The sequence below is a fragment of the Nonomuraea sp. SBT364 genome (assembly GCF_001083785.1).
Classification (GTDB): Bacteria; Actinomycetota; Actinomycetes; order Streptosporangiales; family Streptosporangiaceae; genus Nonomuraea.
The window spans coordinates 51,323-69,688 of the sequence record NZ_LAVL01000034.1 but is presented as its reverse complement, the minus strand read 5'-3'; the positions used below and the strand labels follow the sequence as shown (position 1 = coordinate 69,688).

13 protein-coding genes and 1 tRNA gene are annotated in these 18,366 nt (G+C 72.7%); 6 read left to right on the top strand and 8 right to left on the bottom strand.

Annotation, left to right across the window (positions count from 1 at the left end):
- Positions 1-125: 125 nt before the first annotated feature.
- The 4 genes from ADY59_RS18000 to ADY59_RS17985 form a co-directional block, all read right to left on the bottom strand.
- Positions 126-199, bottom strand: a tRNA-Met gene (locus ADY59_RS18000).
- Between the two features lie 31 nt (positions 200-230).
- Positions 231-2,204 (bottom strand): elongation factor G, encoded by a 1,974-nt coding sequence (locus ADY59_RS17995; RefSeq protein WP_049563573.1) that lies wholly within the window; start codon positions 2,202-2,204, stop codon positions 231-233.
- 133 nt (positions 2,205-2,337) lie between these two features.
- On the bottom strand, positions 2,338-6,135 hold the full coding sequence (locus ADY59_RS17990; RefSeq protein WP_049563570.1) for a S8 family peptidase: 3,798 nt from the start codon (positions 6,133-6,135) through the stop codon (positions 2,338-2,340).
- Positions 6,136-6,325: 190 nt separating this feature from the next.
- Complete coding sequence (locus ADY59_RS17985) at positions 6,326-6,781, bottom strand: VOC family protein (protein WP_049563568.1); 456 nt, start codon at positions 6,779-6,781, stop codon at positions 6,326-6,328.
- A 139-nt stretch (positions 6,782-6,920) separates the two neighbouring features.
- Between ADY59_RS17985 and ADY59_RS17980 the strand changes: the two genes are divergently transcribed.
- Positions 6,921-7,253: a putative quinol monooxygenase gene (locus ADY59_RS17980; protein ID WP_049563566.1), complete on the top strand. Its 333-nt coding sequence runs from the start codon at positions 6,921-6,923 to the stop codon at positions 7,251-7,253.
- Positions 7,254-7,305: 52 nt separating this feature from the next.
- Here ADY59_RS17980 and ADY59_RS17975 read toward each other — a convergent pair whose 3' ends face one another.
- Positions 7,306-9,609 carry a hypothetical protein gene (locus tag ADY59_RS17975; protein WP_049563564.1) on the bottom strand — a complete coding sequence of 768 codons (2,304 nt, stop codon included), beginning with the start codon at positions 9,607-9,609 and terminating at the stop codon, positions 7,306-7,308.
- A 318-nt stretch (positions 9,610-9,927) separates the two neighbouring features.
- On the opposite strand from ADY59_RS17975, the gene ADY59_RS17970 reads away from it, so the two are divergent.
- The 5 genes from ADY59_RS17970 (at position 9,928) to ADY59_RS17945 (ending at position 14,837) form a co-directional block, all read left to right on the top strand.
- Positions 9,928-10,440 carry an NUDIX domain-containing protein gene (locus tag ADY59_RS17970; protein ID WP_197093715.1) on the top strand — a complete coding sequence of 171 codons (513 nt, stop codon included), beginning with the start codon at positions 9,928-9,930 and terminating at the stop codon, positions 10,438-10,440.
- Positions 10,437-11,408: a carbohydrate kinase family protein gene (locus tag ADY59_RS17965; RefSeq protein WP_082310187.1), complete on the top strand. Its 972-nt coding sequence runs from the start codon at positions 10,437-10,439 to the stop codon at positions 11,406-11,408. Before ADY59_RS17970 ends, ADY59_RS17965 begins: the two co-directional genes overlap by 4 nt.
- Before the next feature lie 1,080 nt (positions 11,409-12,488).
- Positions 12,489-13,790 (top strand): prenyltransferase/squalene oxidase repeat-containing protein, encoded by a 1,302-nt coding sequence (locus ADY59_RS17955; RefSeq protein WP_049563558.1) that lies wholly within the window; start codon positions 12,489-12,491, stop codon positions 13,788-13,790.
- 169 nt (positions 13,791-13,959) lie between these two features.
- Positions 13,960-14,547, top strand: a complete 588-nt coding sequence (locus ADY59_RS17950; RefSeq protein ID WP_049563556.1) for a DUF6461 domain-containing protein — start codon at positions 13,960-13,962, stop codon at positions 14,545-14,547.
- Positions 14,548-14,624: 77 nt separating this feature from the next.
- Positions 14,625-14,837 carry a hypothetical protein gene (locus tag ADY59_RS17945; RefSeq protein WP_049563554.1) on the top strand — a complete coding sequence of 71 codons (213 nt, stop codon included), beginning with the start codon at positions 14,625-14,627 and terminating at the stop codon, positions 14,835-14,837.
- On the opposite strand, the gene ADY59_RS17940 is transcribed toward ADY59_RS17945, so the two are convergent.
- Genes ADY59_RS17940 through ADY59_RS17930 form a run of 3 tightly spaced genes read right to left on the bottom strand, consistent with a single transcriptional unit; the run spans position 14,771 to position 18,149 of the window.
- Positions 14,771-15,517, bottom strand: a complete 747-nt coding sequence (locus tag ADY59_RS17940) for a thioesterase II family protein (RefSeq protein WP_049563552.1) — start codon at positions 15,515-15,517, stop codon at positions 14,771-14,773. The genes ADY59_RS17945 and ADY59_RS17940 overlap by 67 nt on opposite strands.
- On the bottom strand, positions 15,514-16,242 hold the full coding sequence (locus ADY59_RS17935) for an ABC transporter ATP-binding protein (protein WP_049563550.1): 729 nt from the start codon (positions 16,240-16,242) through the stop codon (positions 15,514-15,516). The genes ADY59_RS17940 and ADY59_RS17935 overlap by 4 nt, the downstream gene beginning before the upstream one ends.
- A 20-nt stretch (positions 16,243-16,262) precedes the next feature.
- The gene (locus ADY59_RS17930) at positions 16,263-18,149 is read right to left on the bottom strand and encodes an FtsX-like permease family protein (RefSeq protein WP_049563548.1); all 1,887 of its coding nucleotides are present in this window, start codon (positions 18,147-18,149) and stop codon (positions 16,263-16,265) included.
- Positions 18,150-18,366 lie beyond the last annotated feature (217 nt).

The following is an 18,366-nucleotide window of genomic DNA, read 5'->3' as shown; positions in this document are numbered from 1 at the left end:
AGAACTCCTGCGCGAGCTGACCATCGACCCCGCCCGCGACTACCAACCCCAGGCAAACCCCAACACGACGAAACCCCCGAACCCGTAGGTTCGAGGGTTTCCGATGTCGTGAGACATCACACGAGTAGCGGGGATAGGATTTGAACCTACGACCTTCGGGTTATGAGCCCGACGAGCTACCGAACTGCTCTACCCCGCGTCGACTCCTTAACTCTACCGCACTCCGGCAGCTACACGAGCCGCATCACGTGAAGCAGATACTCCTTCCGGTCGAGCGGGTTGTGGTCGGTGCGCGGCCGGTCGGGCGCCGGCCCGCGGACCTCCTGGTAGTGGTCGAACGCGCTCTCCAGTACTCCCTCCCCGTGGGTGAGCCCCGGCAGCCGCTGCTCCAGCTCGTGCACCCGGGCCGCCGGGATCACCCCTTCCACCTGGTACGAGCCGCCGCACGGCTCGGCGGTGCGCGGGACGCCGCCGAGCCGCGCGACCGCGGCGGGCACGGCGGCGTAGGCGTCGGCCGGCAGCTCCAGCGTGAAGCGGTGCATCGGCTCGTACACCCGGGTGCCGGCCCGCTTGAGGGCGTCCATGAGCACCAGCGGCGTCAGGTGCCGGAAATCCCCGGCGGTGCTCGACATGCTCTTGTCGAACCCCCCGTGCGCGGTGCTCTGCCTGGCCCAGTAGCCGGTGCGGGTGAGCGTGACCACGCAGTCGAGCACCTGCCAGCCGTGCAGCCCCTGGCGCAGGGTCTCGCGGACGGTCTCCTCGACGGCCCGCATGAACGTGTACGGCATCGACCCGAGCTCGACCGCCAGCCGGAACTCCACGCCCGACCCGACCGGCGCGGGCTCGACACGCAGCCCGACGGTGCCTAGGAACGGGTTGCCGTCCTTGCCGATGACCTCCACCGCCTCGCCGGTGCCGGCGGGCCGCTCGACGCAGATGGTCGTGGTCTCGCGGAAGGTGACGTCGAGCCCGTACTCGCCGGCCAGCGTGGCCTGGATGACCTCCTTCTGCACCTCGCCGTACAGCGAGACGGAGACCTCCTGCCGCACGTCGTCCTGGCGCAGGTTGATCAGCGGGTCCTGCTCGGCGAGCTGGGACAGCGCGACGTGCAGGGCGGCCCGGTCGGCGGCGCGGCCGGGCACGACGACGGTCTCCAGCGTGGGCGGCGCGAAGTGCCGGCGGCCCGAGGGCGGCGGCTGCCCGACGGCGTCGCCGATCCGCACGTCGCCGAGCCCCTGGAGCCGGGCGATCCGCCCGGCCCCGACGGCCGGGGCGCGGACGGCGGAGCCCCGCTCGAACAGCGCGATCGAGGTGACCTTCCCCTCCCGGCCGGCGCCGAACGGCACGACGTCCCGTAGGCGGACCGTGCCGGAGAACATCCGCACGTAGGCGGTCTTCTCACCGGCCGGCCCGCGCTCGACCTTGAAGACGGTGCCCGAGAGCGGCCCGCCGGCGTCGCCGCGCACGGCCGGGAGCAGCTCCCGGATGCCGCCGATCAGCTCGCGGACGCCCGCGCCGGTGATGGCCGAGCCGAAGAACACCGGGTGCGCCAGCGCCCGCCGGGACTGCCGGGCCAGTGCCCGGCGCAGCCTCCGATAGGGGACGGGCGTGCCGTCGACGTACGCGGCGAGCAGGGCGTCGTCGCGCTCGGCGAGCACCTCCGTCAGGGCCGCGTCGGCGTCGCCGGGGCCGAAGGGGGTGAAGCGGGCGTCGCGGCCGCCCTCCCCGGTGACGGCGCCCATCGCGACGCTCGCCGGGGTCAGCCTGGCGGCGATGTCGCGCAGCACGCCGTCGCTCCGCGCCCCGGCACGGTCGATCTTGTTGACGAAGATCAGCACCGGGATGCCGAGCCGCCGCAGCGTGCGCATCAGCACGCGGGTCCGCGCCTGGACGCCCTCGACGGCGGAGACGACGAGCACCGCGCCGTCGAGCACGCCGAGAACCCGTTCCACCTCGGCGATGAAGTCGGGGTGGCCGGGCGTGTCGATGAGGTTGACCGTCACGTCGCCGATGGGGAAGGAGACCACGGCGGACTTGATGGTGATGCCGCGCTGGCGTTCCAGCGCGAGGGAGTCGGTCTGGGTGTTGCCGTCGTCGACGCTGCCGATCTCGTCGATGACGCCGGCGGCGTGCAGCAGCCGCTCGGTCAGGCTGGTCTTACCGGCGTCAACATGCGCCAAAATGCCCAAGTTCAGGGTTTTCACGGACCGCCATGTCCTCTGAGTGGATGGAATTGCTCAGCTGGTGGGACATGGTTGTGGCTCGCATCGCGGGGCTCCTCCGATTGCCGGTGTCCCGGCAGCACACCAGAAAGGCGGCTGCCGGGACAACGGGTTTTTACCTCAGCCCGTAGGCACGCTTGATCGTCTGCGTGACGGCCCCGCCCTTCCCGTCGCCCGCGGTGAGCCGCAGCGACACGAACCCGGCGGCCGGGTTGACGAGCGTGACCCGGAACCGGTCGCCGCCCCGCCGCTGCACGCGGGCGGGCTGCCAGGTGAGGCCGTCGTCGGCGGAGAACTCGACCTTGACGTCCTTCACGTGCGGCGCGTGGCGGATCGACGCGTGCGCGCCCGCCTCGACCTCGAAGGTGAACGGCCGTCCCGCCGGCGCCCGGTTGAGCAGGTCGAGCGGCAGGTCGTAGGACGGCAGGAGGGCCGGCTGCACCGCGCACGACGTGCCGAACGCGCACGCGTACGAGCGCGGCGTGCCCTTCGGCGGCGCGGAGGCGAACCGCCAGGCGGTGCTCACCTCGGACGACAGCGTGCGGCCGCTGGTGTCCACGCTCTCCAGGCGGTAGTCGCCGCCCCCGTCCGGCACGGTGAAGGTGCGCGGGTAGCGTCCCTGCACCGCGATCTCCCGCCCGTCCACCCACAGCTTGGGCGCCGAGGTGACCGAGCTCGTGCTGCCGAAGTGCCGCGCGTCGGAGTCCAGCCACACCTCGGCCGGGATGAACCGGTCGCCGTCGCGGCACAGCACGCACGGCACGCCGGACGGGTAGCGGGCGGGCACGTTCGCCGCCCCCGGCGTCAGCGGCGCCTTGAACCAGCGCTCGTCACGCTCACCCCGGGCGAACCGGTCGTAGGAGTGCAGCAGCAGCCCCTCGTTGGTGATGTCGCGCTTCCAGGTCACCCGGTCGTCGGCCGGCCCGAAGTACTCGGTGCGGGCGACCGGCATGCGCAGCGCGCCGCCGTAGGTGATCCGGCCGGGCTCCTCACCCGCCGAGGACTCGCCGAACTCCCACCCGAAGGTGTCCGGCTGGTCGGCGTGGTAGCGGGCGTCGATCCTGGTCAGGTCCCGGTGGTCGACCTTGGCGGGCTTGGCGGGCACCCGGCCGCGCTCGTCGTACCGCAGCCGGTAGACGACCTCGGGACCGGCGTACGGCTTGAGCTCGACGGTGGTCGTGCCCCCGGCGAGCGCGGCGCGCAGGGCGCGGCCCTCGGCCACGTCCAGCCCGAGCGCGTGGAAGGTCCGCGAGCCGCCCGACGGCATGCGGGCACGGCCCCCGTCGACGTCGAAGAAGGCGACGATTCCGGCCGCCCCGCGCCGGCGGGCGTCGGCCGCCGCCTGGTCCATCCGCATCCCGGCGCTCACGTACGGCGAGTCGCCGGCCTCGACGGGCACCGCGGCCAGGACCAGCTTGCCGGTCACGTCGACGCCGTCGAAGTCCGACGCCCGCCCCTGCCCCACGGACACCACGGGCAGGTTCTGCGCCTGGGTCAGACCGGCCCGAAGCTGCTCGCTCTCGTAGACGGGATGCAGGTCCAGCCGCCCGGCGGTGGCGGAGTCCAGGACGGCGCGGCCGAGCGCCCAGCCGTGCGTCAGCCGCAGCGTGCCCGTGCCGGCCCGGCGCACCGGGGTGACGTGCAGGTTCATCTGGTCGACGACACCGGTATAGAGGGAGACCGGGTTGTTGCGGTCGGTGAAGGTGCGCACGTACCAGGCGCTGCCCGTTCCCTCGGTGCGCTCGCGGGTCACCGGCCTGATCGGCGCGGTGTCGCGGGCGTCGAGGGTGACCGTGCGGTCGCCGTCGAGCGTCACGTTCTCGATCACCCAGCTGTTGCGGTTGCTGATGCGGCTCTCGTTGGCGACGCCGATCACCTCGTAGTCGCCGGCCGGCAGCTCGACCTCGGCGTCACCGGAGAAGTCCGTCCGTACCGCGTAGTACCCGTATGGGTTGAAGGGGTCTTCGGGGCTGTTGTCCCGCTTGAGGGGGATCAGGTAGACGAGCGGCTCGGTGCCCTCCCGGCCGGGCACGAACTCCTTGGTCCCGTACGAGTTCAGCAGGGAGATCGTCAGCCGGTGGGCGGCCGGGCCGGTGTAGTAGCCGAACGGGGTGACGAGCCGGACGTCGCCGGCCGACGCGGTGACCCAGCCGCCGTAGGCGCCCTTGACGCCCTTGGCCGGGTCGACGGTAAGGTCGACGGTCGCGGTGCCGTTCGGCGGGACGGTCACGCTGTCCGCGCCGAGAGTGATCGCGCCGTCCGGGGCCGGCTTGCCGCTCCAGCCCCGGGTGACGGCCTCGACGGCCAGCGTGACCGGCTCGGCGCCGACGTTGCGGTAGGTGACCTGGCGGGTGGCCCGCTCGGCCAGGATCCGGAAGTCGACGGCCGCGGTGGCGAACACCTGCTGGGTGACGGCGCGGGCCACGTCGACCCGGCCGCTGCCCTGCTCGAACCAGTTGTGGGCGTCGTGGCGCACGGCCGTGGAGGTGAGCGCGTCGCGCAGCTCGGCGGCGCCCCAGCCAGGATGCTGCTGGGCCAGGATCGCGGCGGCGCCGGCCACGTGCGGGGTGGCCATCGAGGTGCCGCTCGCGCTGGTGTACGCGTCGTTGCCGGGGATCGGCCGCGCCGAGGAGGAGGCGGATCGGGCGGCCACGATGTCCACGCCGGGCGCGACCAGGTTCGGCTTGACGGCCGCGTCGTTCAGCCGGGGCCCCTTGCTGGAGAAGTCGGCCAGCGTGGTGCCGGTGTTCTTGTCCACGGCGCCCACGGCGAGCGCCCGGTCGGCGGCGGCCGGGACGCCGACGGTGAGCGGGTCGTGGGCGTTGCCGGCGGCGGCGACGAACAGGGTGCCGTGCTTGTCGCTCAGCTCGTTCAGGGCCAGGCTCATCGGGTCGGTGCCGTCGCCGCAGCAGCTGCCGAGGCTCATGTTGACCACGTCGGCGCCCTGTTCGGCGGCCCATTCCATGCCGGCGATGGCCCAGGACCAGTCGCCGTCCCCGCTGTCGGAGAGGACCTTGCCGATGAGCAGCGACGCGCCCGGCGCGACGCCCTTGTACGCGCCGCCCGAGGCGCTGCCGGAGCCGGCGATCGTCGCGGCGACGTGCGTGCCGTGCCCCTGGCGGTCGTCGACGCCGGGCGAGCTGGAGAAGTTCTCCGCGGCGACGATCTTGCCGGCCAGGTCGGGGTGGGTGGCGTCCACACCGGTGTCGAGGACGGCGACCTTGACGCCGGTGCCGTCCAGCCCGCGTGCCCAGCCGGCGGGCGCGCCGATGAGCGGCACGCTCCGGTCGAGCGACGCGGTGAGACGACGGTCGAGCCACACCTTGGCGAGGCCGCTCGCCGAGCGGCCGGCGGCCGGCCGGTCGGCGCGCAGCCCCGCCCAGAACCGGCCCGCCTCGGCGGCCTTCACGGTGAGCGCGGCGCCTGCGATGCTGTCGAGCGGGCGCACGTTCTCGCCGCCGGGCAGCGCGGTGGCGGCGCGGGTGAGCGCGCCGTCGGCGGGCTCACCCCGGTAGGTGACGAGCAGCGGGAGCGCCTCGGCGCGGCCTTCGCGGGCCAGCGTGGTCACGTCGAACAGCTCGGCGTCCAGGACGCCCTCGGTGACCAGCGCCGCCGCGTCCGACGGCAGGACCAGCCAGCCGCCGTCGCGGTCGGGCAGGGTGGCGAAGGTGATGGAGGCACCGTCGGGGCGGGGCGCCTGGCGGATGCCGATGGCGGGCACGCCGTTCTCGACCGGCGTGTAGGTGACGACGTCACCGGTGATCAGTGTGAGGGTGGCGGGCTGACCGGCCGCCGGGGAGGCGGCGGAGGGGCCCTGCGCGGGCGGCGGCGTCGCCTGGCTCGGCGTCGCCGCGGCGGCGATCGCGAGCGCGAAGCCGGCTAAGACCGCGGGAAATCGGGGGTGGTGCGCCAATGTTTCACTCTCATTCGTAATCGGGAGCGCTCCCACCGCTTATATCAACAGAATCCCCTTTTCGGACCAGCCAAAATCCGGAACTGTCACAACTCAGTGTTGTCAAAACAGTTTTGTACGCCCTGACAGGGCGGGGGCGCCCCCGCCCCGGGGAGCGCCGCCGGTGGAACACGCCCTGGTCAGGCACGTGTCAGGTACGCGCGGCCGCGTCCAGCAGGCCCTGAACCTCGATCTTCTTCATGCCGAGCATGGCCTGCACGACCCGGGCGGAGGTCGCCGGGTCGGAGCCGCCGATCAGGTCGGTCAGCGCCCGGGGGATGATCTGCCAGGACAGGCCGTAGCGGTCCTTGAGCCAGCCGCACTGGCTCTCCTCGCCGCCCTCGGTCAGCCTGGCCCACAGCTCGTCGACCTCCTCCTGGGACTCGCAGTCCACGTACAGGGAGATCGCCTCGGTGAACTTGAACTCCGGGCCGCCGTTCAGCGCGATGTAGCGCTGCCCGGCCAGCTCGAACGTCACCGTCATCACCCCGCCCTCGGGGTAGCGCTGCACGTCGCCGATCCGGGAACCGGGGAACAGCGAGGTGTAGAAGGTGGCGGCCTCCTCGGCCTCCTTGTCGAACCACAGGTAGGTCGTGATCTTCTGCATGACGTCGTCCTCTCGCTCACGGGGGGGAACGTCCCCCGCCACCAGGGCGTCGAACGACCGGCCGCCGGATCGACACGCCGCCGGGAAGTTTTTCGCGCCGTGCCCCATACGATCGTTCTCCTAGAGCCGAGGAGAGCCGATGATCTTCATCACCGCGAAGTTCCGCGTCCTGCCCGAGTCCGCCGCCCGGTGGGCGGAGATCACCGCGGAGTTCACCGCCGCGACCCGGGGTGAGCCCGGGTGCCTGTGGTTCGACTGGTCGCGCAGCCTCGACGACCCGAACGAGTTCGTCCTGGTCGAGGCGTTCCGGGATGCCGACGCCGGTGCGGCGCACGTGCAGTCCGACCACTTCCGGGAGGCGCGGCGGACGCTGCCGCCGCACCTGGCCGAGACGCCGCGGATCGTCAACACGACGATCCCGCAGGACGGCTGGTCCGAGCTCGGGGAGATGGCCGTGCCGCCCGGGCGATGACCTCCGACGGGACTGGGCCGGCACCGCCGCCGGTTGTCCGTGGAATGCGGCGCTATGCCCGTACCGGCACTGCCGCGGGGTGCGGACGGGGGCGAGCGCGTCTGAGCTGGGCCAGCCCGGACAGCCCGGCGAGCAGCACCAGGACGGCCACGGCCACCGGCCAGGCCAGGTCCAGCGCGGGATCCGGCGTGACGGCGGCCGCCTGCCCGTCGCGTACCAGCACGGGGACGGCCACGTACGCCAGCGCGAGGCCGGCCGTCACCCCGCCGGCCGCGAACCAGAGGGCCCGCGCCCCCGCCAGCAGCGCGGCCAGGATCAGGACGGCGAGCGCGGCGGCCAGGCCGAGCGCGAGCGCGGCCCGCTGGCCGGCGGCGAGCGGGGCGGCCAGGTCGCGCCAGCCGGCCACCGTGACGTCCCAGCCGGTGTGCGCGGCCAGCTCGGCGCGGGCGCGTCCGGGGTCGCCGGTGACGAGCCACCAGTCGGTCGCGGGCTCCGGCAGCCTGCCGGCGGCCAGCGCGCGGACCTGGAGGGTCGGCCAGTCGGCGAGGATGGCGGGGAGTTCGGGCGTGGTCGCGGGCAGCCGGTCGACGATGCCGGCGACCTTGACGCGCAGGGGCCGGCGTTCCAGCACGATGACCGATTCCCGGCCGGTCGCCAGGTCGTGCGCGGCGGCCAGGTCGGCGGTGACGACGACGGGCAGCGGCCCGTCGGCGGGCACGGCGTCGGGCACCGGCCGCACGGTGACCGCGGTGTCGGCCACCCGCAGGGTGAACAGCCCGTCGCCGACCTGCTCGCCGCCCGTCCACCGCTGTCCGCCGGGCAGCGCCAGCTTCCGGTCGCCGGCGCGCAGGGCGGTCACGGTGGCGGTGCGGGGGGTGCCGTCCACGACCCGGCCGAGGAAGCCGCGGACGGTCAGCGGGTAGGCGATCTCCTCGCCGGGACCGGCCAGCCCGGACAGGTCCACCTCGGTGGCGCCGGTGCGCAGCGGCGGCACGGGCACGCCGTGCCAGGCGCCGAGGGCGTCGGACACCACCAGGTCCAGCGGCAGCGGCCCGTCGGGCGTCTCGGCCTCGACGACGAGCGAGCGCGGCGTGCCGGGCACGGGCAGCCCGCCGAGTGCCGGGCGTCCGGCGGCGAGCCCGGCGGCCAGTTCGGCGACCGTGCCTTCGGACAGGTCGGGGCGGATGCGGTACGCCTGGGCGAGGCGGTCGGCGTCGAGGCCGACGAGCGTGGCGTCGTGCTTGTCGACCACGACCGTCGCCCGGTAGGCGGGCACGGCGGCGGTCACGCCGGGCAGCGCGGCGAACGCGCTGCCGCGCCCGAGCGCGTGCGGCCTGCCGCCCTCCGCCGGACCGTACAGCCGCAGGTCGGCGCCCGCCCGGTGGCTCGCCTGGTCGGCCTGCGAGGTCCGCCAGGTGGCGGCCGTGGACACGGTGGTGACGACGAGGGCGGCGGCCAGCGCGACCGACACCCCGCGCACGCCCGGCCGCCGCACGAGCAGCAGCAGGGACGCCACGCCGAGCACGCCGGCCAGCCCGAGCACGGCCGCCCGCGAGGTCGCCGCGACGGTGCCGAGCCTGGCCACCGTCGCGGGCAGCGCGCTTCGCGGGGTGCAGTCGGCGCAGCCCGCGTCCAGCAGGCTCTGACGCAGGCCCGCGAGGCCGGCGGCGATCGCCCGCGAGTCGCCGGCGCGCAGGTCGGGGACGAAGGTCCAGGACGCCTTGACGTTGGTGGCGAAGCGGTCGAGGAAGGTCCGCTGGTCGACCATCAGCGGGCCGTAGGTGGTGTAGTAGTCGCGTTCGTCGATGCCCCACGCCAGCATCGGATCGTCCGCCCAGCGCGGCCCGTGCGCGTCCTCCAGCAGGTAGATGCCGGTGATCCTGACCTTCACCGGCTTGCCGTCGATGCGTCCCTGGGCGGTGAACTCCTGCCCGGCGCGCAGCCTGGCGAGCGTGGCGGCCCGCTGCGAGACGACGGCCTGCACGGTGTCGCCGCCGTACGCCGGCCAGGCACCCGCGACGAGCCTGGCGTGCTCGCGCAGGTCGCTCATGCTGTCGAACCTGAGCCGCTCGGGCCGGCGCTGGTTCTCCTGGCCCGGCATCGCGTAGGCGTCGGAGTGGAGCCGGATGCTCGCCTCGCCCGCCGTCCCGGCCAGCGCCGCACCGGTCCGCTCGCGGACGATCCCGTCGATGCGGGGGAACGTCTCGGTCGTGATCAGCCCGCTGACCGTGACCGAGGTGGCCTCCGGCGGCGCGGACGCCAGCGCCTCCCGCAGGTCGGGCCCACCCAGCGACACGGCGTACGCCCCGAGCCCGGCCAGCGCGGCGGCCGGCAGCACGACGGCCAGCCCTTTCAAGAGAACGCGACTCCACATGGACACCCCGACAAGCTCCCAGCGAACGCGCTGAAGATCAAGACCGGAGAGGCCACAGTCGATCGGCACGGCAGCATTCAGCCGCCCGAATCACACCTTTTAATATCGGCGAAACTCGGCCCGGGGACCGCACTGGCATTCCATCGTCTTTAGTCTGATACTGGCAAATACAAGATTCGCTCATTTTCATCCGGAGAATCGCAGGCAGCCGCGCGTTCAAGGCTTGCGAAGAATGAAAGGGCGCTATGGTTGGGCGCCGGCTCACGCAAGGATGTTCCCTATTCAGCAGGGGTGGAATCCGTGGCGAAGCAGCTTCTGAGCGGCCTTACCGGGGCGGATCGCGCAAGCCGCCGGCATGTCCATGTCACCTTCGTGCAGAAAGCCTTCACGGCCGACGACGGCCGGCTGCTCCTGGTGCGCAAATCGGCCGACGACCCTTACCATCCGGGCCTGTGGGAGGCGCCGGGCGGGCGCATGCAACCGGCCGAAGGGCTGGATGAGCACATCGTCCGCGAAGTACGCGAGGAATCGGGCATCGACATCGAGCCGGGGCCGCCGTTCCACATGTGGGACTGGCTCATGCGCGACGGGGGCCGCTCCCCGGTCCGCGCGATCGCGGTGGGCCGGATCTGCAAACCCCTGTCCCGCCGCCTTTCCCCCGCCCATCAGGTGCCCGGCGACCACATCAGCGAGGTCCGCTGGGTGGCGCTCGGCGAGCTACCCGGATACCGGCTCATTCCCGGGATGGACCTGGCCGTCGAGCATTTCGTCCGCCTGCACAGGCAGGGTCTCGCCGACTCCCTCTCGGCATGACGGCCGCCGTGCCGTCCGGTGACCGGGCGGGCAGCCTGGTCGTCGTCGGGGAGATCCGCATGGACATCCGCGTCCGCCTCGACTCCCTGCGCTTCGGCGAGCTCGACACCAACCGCCTGCATTACGCGCCGGTCCACATCACGCCCGCCGGGGTGGCACTCGGCCTGGCACGGCAGGCGGTCCACCACTTCGACCGGGTCGAGCTGGTAGCCAGGATCGGCCGGGACGCGTTCACCGAGACGATCCTGGCCGAGCTGGCCGCCCTGGGCGTCGAGCCGCGTCTCACTGTCGTGGAGGGCGTCTCCACCGGCCGCGTCGTGGTGGTGCGCGACGCGGAGCCGGGCGACGGGGTGCGGCTCATGGTCGCCGAGGCGCTGCCGGAAGGGCAGTTGCTCGCGCCCTCGGACGTGCGCGCGGCCGGCCGGGCGATCGCCTCGGCGGACGTCCTGTTCCTGACCGGGTACGAGCTCCTCTATCCGCGGTCGGCGGAGGCGGTGCTGGAGGCGGCGGGCATCGCCCGGTCCGGCGGCGCCCTGGTCTGCGTCGACATGGTGCCCCACGACATCCACCTGCGCCTGGACGCCCGCCGGTGGCTGCCCGCGCTGAACACGGCCGACGTCGTCGTGGGCGAGCTGCAGACGCTCAACGGCCTGCTCGGCACGCGGTGCGCGACCCCGGCCCAGCTCTTCCCGCATCTCGACGCGGCGGTGCCGGGCCGTCCGGTGTGGCTCATCCGGTCGGGGGCCGGCAACATGGGCCGGTCCACGGTCTACCATCACGGCCTCGCGCACCGCGACTACGAGACCGGCTACGAGCGCGCCCCCGAGTCCATGGGGTTCGGTGACGCCGTGACCGCGGCGGAGCTGCGGTGGCTGCTGTCCGCCTGGCCGCTCAGCAGCCGGTCGGCCCACGGCAGCAGCGCGCGCAAGGTCGCCAGGAAGAGCTCGCGCGTCGCCGGCGTGCCGTAGGTCTCCTGCCAGCGCCACGGCCGTCCACCGGCGGCGGCCTTCCTCAGGAACTGCGAGGGCAGCGGCGTACGGCACGGGTAGACGGCCGGGCCCGCCTCGTCCTCGACGTAGAGGTAGGAGGTCCGGCGGCGGTAGAGGCCCGTCACCTCGTACGGCCCGGCCCGCAGCCCTTCGGCCTCGACCCTGCCGCGCAGCGACGGCAGCCCGGGCACGCAGTGCAGGTGGGCGTGGTCGATGCAGGCGCCGGCTCCCTGCGAGGTCGCCGGGCCGTGCTCGAAGAAGGTGACGGGCACCCCGTACACGCTGGTGAGCACGCCGGTCACCAGGGCGCGGCAGGCGGCGAGCTTGCCGAGCAGTTCCGGCGGGCACGCGCCGAAACACGGGTGGTGCGCGGTGGACACCAGCAGCAGATGCCCCTGCCGCAGCGGCGCGAGATCCGGGACGCACCAGAGGTCGTCGTCCCCCCACAGCACGCCCGCCGCACCGGGCACCCCGGCGTCGGCGTTCATCCGGAATCGATAACGGGCGCAGAAAACACAATCCGCATCCCCGGCCCGTCCTTGCGCTCCTTTCCGCCCTATTACCGTCCCGTCCTTTTCCGCTCCGGTGAGTCCCGCCGCGTTCATGCGTTCCAGCCAGGACGCGCTTTCGGCCCGCGGCACCGGCCCCAGCATCACGGTCCCGCCCGGAGCGGCGAGCGAGAGCGCCCGCTCGGCGAGATGGGCGCCCGTCGTCAGGTCGCAGTGGACGCGCCGGAAGAACTCCGAGGGGTACGGCAGCGCCCGGCCTGCGGGCCTTCTGACCACGGTCCCCTCCACCGCGTAGCCGTCCGGCGACGATCCCAGATGCACCAGTCCCGCCCCGTTCCGGAGGGAGTCGGCCCATCGCGGGGTTCCGCCGATGACCATCGTGTCGCCCTCATCCATGCGCTCCCACTCCAAAAGGGACGCCGAAAATATGGATTTATCCAGATCAATTACGAAAGGCTCACCAAACATATTCAACTGCTCCATCCCCGGCAACACCATCAATAGGTACGATGCGTGCAAGATCTCAGGTGGCCCGGCACGAAAGGGCTCGATGTCCGAGATAGATCTGACCCAGGTGGAGGGTGCGCTGCGCCGGTCGATGAGCCTGCTGCGCCGGACGTACGCGGAAAGCCCCGCAGGCGGTGGCGGCTGGTATCACATGCTCGAAACTCCTCCCCCGGGCGCGACCGCCACCGCCGTGGCGCTGCTGGCCTTCCACGCCGCGGGCGAGACCCCCCACCACCTCACCGACGCCCTCGCCTTCCTCCGGGCGCGGCAGCTCAAGGCCGACGATCCCCGCGTCGACGGCGGCTGGTGGACCAACACCAGCGGTGAGCGGCCCGTCGTCGAGGCGACGGCCTGGGTGATCCGATGCCTGGCGACGCTCCGGTGCGACTCCCGCCCCGACTCCCCCGACCTGGCGCGCGCGGTGGAGTGGCTTCGGCACAACCGCCACCCTTCGGGCGGCTGGGGATCTTTCGCCGACTGCCCGCCGCGAACCTGGCTCACCTGCCTGGCGATCCGCGCCCTCGTGGCCGCGGCGCCGTACGATCCGGCCATCGAGCCGGGCGTGGCCTGGCTCCTCGACCAGCGCCTGTTCCCGCAGGCCTGGGGGGCCGAACCGGGCAGCGCCGCACCACGCGTGGCACACACGGCGATGGCTCTGACGACGCTGCTGGAGGCCGGGGCCGACCCGGCGGACGAACGGCTGAGCGGCCGGTTCGACTGGCTGCTCGAACACGTCGACACCGGTTCGCTGGACGAGAAGCGCAATCGGGTCGAGAGCACCGCGGTGGTGCTGCCGACCGCCGCCGGAAACGAGATCTGGCGGCCCCCGCCGCTCATGCACTACGCGCTGCCGGTCGCCGCCACGGCCCTCATGCGCCACCCCCGGGCGCCCGAGCCGGACGTGCTGGCCCGGCTGTCGGAGGCCGTCCACCGCATCGTCACCGACCAGTGCGAGGACGGCTCGTGGCCCAACAACCACGACATGAACCTCACGCTGTGGGGCGTGTGGCCGTGCGTGGAGACGCTCGCCGGGTTCCGCGCGCTACCGCTCGCGCGCGCCGCGGACCGGATCGTCTGGGCGGACGGCGTCATCGTGATCCGCCAGGGCAACCGCGACCTGCCGCTGGGAACGGTCCTGAAGCCCCTGCTGCCGGCCCGGCCGGGACCGCATCCGCTGCGCTGGGCCCGCAGGCACTGGGCCTGGGTCGTGCTGGCCACCTTCAGCCTGGGCGGCACCGCCGGGCTGCTCGCCCGGCTCATCGAGCCCAAGGACCTGGCTCTGGGCCTGCTCGTCCCCGTGGCGCTGCTGGTGATATCGGCGATCATGCAGCGCAAGCAGAGCTGAACCGAATGCTTTGGTGTCCCAGTCGTCCCCCGACTGGGACAAGTAGAGATTATGGCCTTCTGTCCGGTTTGTATAGGTTTCGTGTGACCTGTTTCTCAGCCCGCCGCGCCGGCGGCATTTCGTCGGCCGCGTCTGCCATCATGCCGCTCACACCGATCAAGGAGTGAGCATGACCGCGCCCCCCGCCCCCTTCCCCGGCTCCGAGACGCTGGGCGACATCTACTGCGTCTCCTTCGTACGCAACCTCTCCCCGGACGAGGTCCTGCGCCGATTCGGCGTGAATGAGGACACCATCGAGGAGGTGGCGTTCGGCGACCTGGACGAGCGCTCGATCGACAGCATGCGGGACGACGCCGCCGGCTACATCGGCGCCACGAAACTCGGCGAGTGGGCCGTGGTCGTCGAACCCGGAGGCTGGCAGCTCGCCGTCGACCACGACGTCTACGGCCCGGTCTCACGGCGGACCGAGGTCGTGTCGGTCTGCCGCCACGACTACGCCCAGGACACCTTCGCCTACATCGTCGACGGCACGCCGGTCGTCACCTTCGACCCTCGGTATCCGGACATCCGCTCGGGCACCGACCCGGACCGCTTCGCCGCCGAGATGCGCGAGGCCGGCCTGGACCCTGCCGCCGACGCCGACACCGACCACCCGATCGAGCGGGCGTTCGCCCTGGCCGCCCGGATCACCGGGCTGACCTTCTCCCCGGACCTGCCGAACCTGCCGTTCCTCGGCGCGGAACCGCTGGAGGACTGATTCCAGGCCGCGGCCCGCACCCGAAAACTCATCGTCGTCCGCATCGCCCCCATCAGCATTCGTCTGCGATCTTCGAGGTGCCGGGTGCGCGGCTCATCGCCGTCGTGGCCGTTCCCGCGATGCTGGGCACCGCGTCCGTGGCGGCCGCGGTGCTGTCGGCGTACGTCGAGCGCGGGTTCCAGCCCGGGACCGGCTGGCGGGCCGTCGTCGCGGCGGCCCTGCGTCAGCTCCCCGGCCGCAGCGTCCGCCTGATCTCCTGGGTGACCCCGGCCAGTTCGTCGTTCAGGTAGAAGTGGCCGCCGGGGAACGACCTGAAGGCGAACGTGCCGCGCGTGTGATCCCGCCACGAGCGTGCCGCGCTGAGGCTGGTGCCCGGGTCGGCCTCGCCGGCCAGTGCGGTCGCCGGGCAGGTGAGCACACCCCCGGCGTATCGGTAGCGCTCCAGGGCCTTGTAGTCGCTGCGGATCGGGCCCAGGACGAGGCGCATCAGCTCGGGGTCCAGAAGCAGCGAGTCGTCCGTGCCGTTGAGCCGGCGCATCTCGGCGATGATCCCGTCGTCGTCGCGCAGGTGCACCTCCTCCGACCGCTCGGAGGAGGGACCGCGCGCGGCGGAGACGAACAGATGCGGCACCGCGATCCCGTCGCCTTCGAGCCGCTGCGCCACCTCGAAGGCGAGCGTGGCCCCCATGCTGTGCCCGAACAGCGCCGGAGGCGGACCGGCGAGTTTCCGCACCCGCCGGAAGATCTCGTCTGCCAGCGCGTGGAGGTCCTCGACGCACGGCTCGGAGACCCGGTCCTGGCGGCCCGGATACTGGATCACCAGCACTTCCAGGTCGGGCAGGAGCGCCTGCGACAGGGGGACGAAGTAGCTGGCGGAACCGCCGGCGTGCGGGAAGCAGACCAGTCGCGGCGCGTCAGGCGACGGCTCGTGGAAGCGGCGGATCCACAGATCGCCGTGGTAGGGGCTCATCGGCGTTCCAGCTGGGTCATGTGGGCGGCGACGCGATCGGCGGTGGGGCGCTGGAGGCTGTCCACCACCTGCCCGTCGGTCAGGAACACCACCGAGTCGGCGTAGGAGGCGGCGACCGGGTCGTGGGTCACCATGATCACTGTCCGGTCGTGCCGGTCCACCATCGCGCGGACGAGCTCCAGCACCTCCTTGGCGCTGCGGGTGTCGAGCGCACCGGTCGGCTCGTCGGCGAACAGCACCGCCGGCTGCGTGATGAGGGCGCGGGCGATCGCGACCCGCTGCTGCTGCCCGCCGGACAGCTCGGCCGGACGGTGCGAGCTCCGCTCCGCCAGGCCGACCTCGGCCAGGGCGCGGCGAACCTGCTCGTCGGCGGGTTTGCGACCGGCCAGGAGCAGCGGCAGCCCGACGTTCTGCGCGGCCGTCAGCGCGGTGATCAGGTTGAACGCCTGGAAGACGAAGCTGATCCTCTCGCGGCGCAGTACGGTGAGCCGCTGCTCGTCCAGCGTGGCCAGATCGACGCCGGTGAGGATCACCTGGCCGGAGTCCGGCCGGTCCAGCCCGGCCGCGCACTGCAGCAGCGTGGACTTGCCCGATCCCGACGGCCCCATCACGGCGGTGAAGCTGCCGGTGGCGAATCCGATGCTCAGGTTCGCCAGCGCGGTCACCGCGGCGCTCCCGGTCCCGTACGTCTTGCGCACCGAGCGCAGCTCGACGGCGAAGTCCATGGCAGTCACCTTCTCTGTCGTCACTCTGACACCGGCGCGGGAGTACGCAGAGCCGCCATGGCGGTCAGCGTCGTGGCGAGGATGGCGAGCAGGGCGCTCGTGGCGGCGAACGCGAGGACGGGCGCCCAGGGGATGGCGAGCGTGGCGCCGGGCACGATCTGCGTGAGCGCGGCGAGCAGCCCCGCGAAGTTGACCGCCGACGCGCCGGTGGCCAGCACCATCGCGGCCGCCACGATCACCACCGATTCGACCAGCAGCGCCGCGACCGCCTGCCGTGACGTGGCTCCGACCAGCCTCAGCATGGTCAGATCCCGCCGGCGCCCGGTGGCGGCCATCACCATGGTGTTGACGATGGCGATGCAGCTGTAGACGATGGCGATCCCGAGCGTCACCAGCATGCCGATCACGCTGGTGCCCTGGTCGCCGGTGCCCGCCGTGGCGACCCACTGCTCCTTGGTCAGCAGCGCGGCGCCCAGGCCGGCGCTCCTGTCCCGCAGCGCCGCGACGGCGTCGGCCCCGGCCCGCACGTACGCCACCTCGGCCGGGCTCGCCCCGCCGTCGGAGGCGTCCAGGTAGAAGTCTCCACCGCTGCTCGTGCTCCCCACGACCGCGGCCACCGTGAGCTGGACCGGCTTGCCGTTGTCCGGCGTGACCTGGACGCGCCGGCCGACGTCGAGCTCCCAGATCTCCGACACCACGATGCTGCCGGGCCCGAAGTCGCGCAGCGAGCCGGAGAGCAGGGGCAGGGAAGTCATCTCGGCGAACCGCGCCGAATCGGTGGCGTAACCGAAGAACGCGTCGGTCATCCCAGGCTCAAGGGCCGAGCGCACGGTCATCGGCGCGAGCGGGGCGACCTGGACGCCGGGGATCGATCGCGCCTGTTCGAGGGCTTCGACGCCGATGGTCGCGCCGCTCGCGGGGACCAGCACGTGGTCCGCGCGTAACCGGGCGCCCGCCTCGGCCGCCTGGGCCTGGCCGATCGTCTCCAGCGCGCCGAGCAGGCTGATCGACATGCCGGCGGTGATGAGGATGGGCAGCGTCGTCGCGGCCGTGCGCCGGGCCATGGTGAGGGTGTTCTCCCGCACCAGGGTGCCGATCGCGCTGCCACCACGCGCCCACGGCCAGGTCAGCAGCTTCAGGATGGGCGGGATGAGGGCCGGGGTCAGCAGCGCCACCGCCGCGATCAGCGTGAGCAGCACCCAGAGGTAGACCACGGGGACCGTGGCGATCTCCGGCAGGACCGCCGCCACCACGCCCATCCCCATGATCGAGATCGCCAGGAGCGCGAGGCCCCAGCCGGTCCGCGCCGACCGGCCGCGCTGCGACCGGGGCGGGTCGCCGTCCGACTCGCGCAGGGCCTGCGTCGGCCGGATGGCCGCCGCGCGGCGCGAGGCGGCCGACACGCTCAGCCCCGCCACCGCCAGCCCGGCGAGGCAGACGAGCACGAGCGGCAGGGGCGAGATCGACACCTCGAACCAGGACGGCGCCAGGCCGCCGGAGGCCAGCACCGAGGCCAGCACCGGGGCGCCCGCGAGGCTGATCAGCACGCCGATCACGCAGGCCACTCCGGCCAGGAGCAACGCCTCGACCACGATCATCTGCCGCACCTGGCGGGGAGTGGCGCCGATCAGGCGGAACAGCGCCAGCTCACGGGTGCGCTGGATCACCGTGAGGGCGAAGGTGGAGGCCACGATGAAGACGGTGGCGAACCCCGTCACCCCCGCGGACACGCTGAGCAGCACCACGGTCCCGGTCAGCGCGGCGCGTTCCTGCGGGAAGCCCGTGAGCGCCGAGTTCATCACCAGCGCGATGGTGGCAATGACGCCGACGCCCAGGGCGAGCGCGACGAGGGCCACGACGAAGGCCACCCACCGCGCCCGAAGCGTGCTCATCGCGATGCTCAGCACGAGCGAACCTCCACACCTTCTGCGACCGGGGGGACAGGGACGACTACCGCGTCAGCGAGCCGTGCGGTGGCGGGAGAAGTCTCCGTGCCATTCTCCGGACGGCTCGATACGCAGGCCAATCCTGCCCGCCGACGGACAGGATTCCAATACATCCACCGAATATAGTAAGACTATAGCGTTTCATGAAATGATGGTGCGCTCGCGATAAATCAAAATG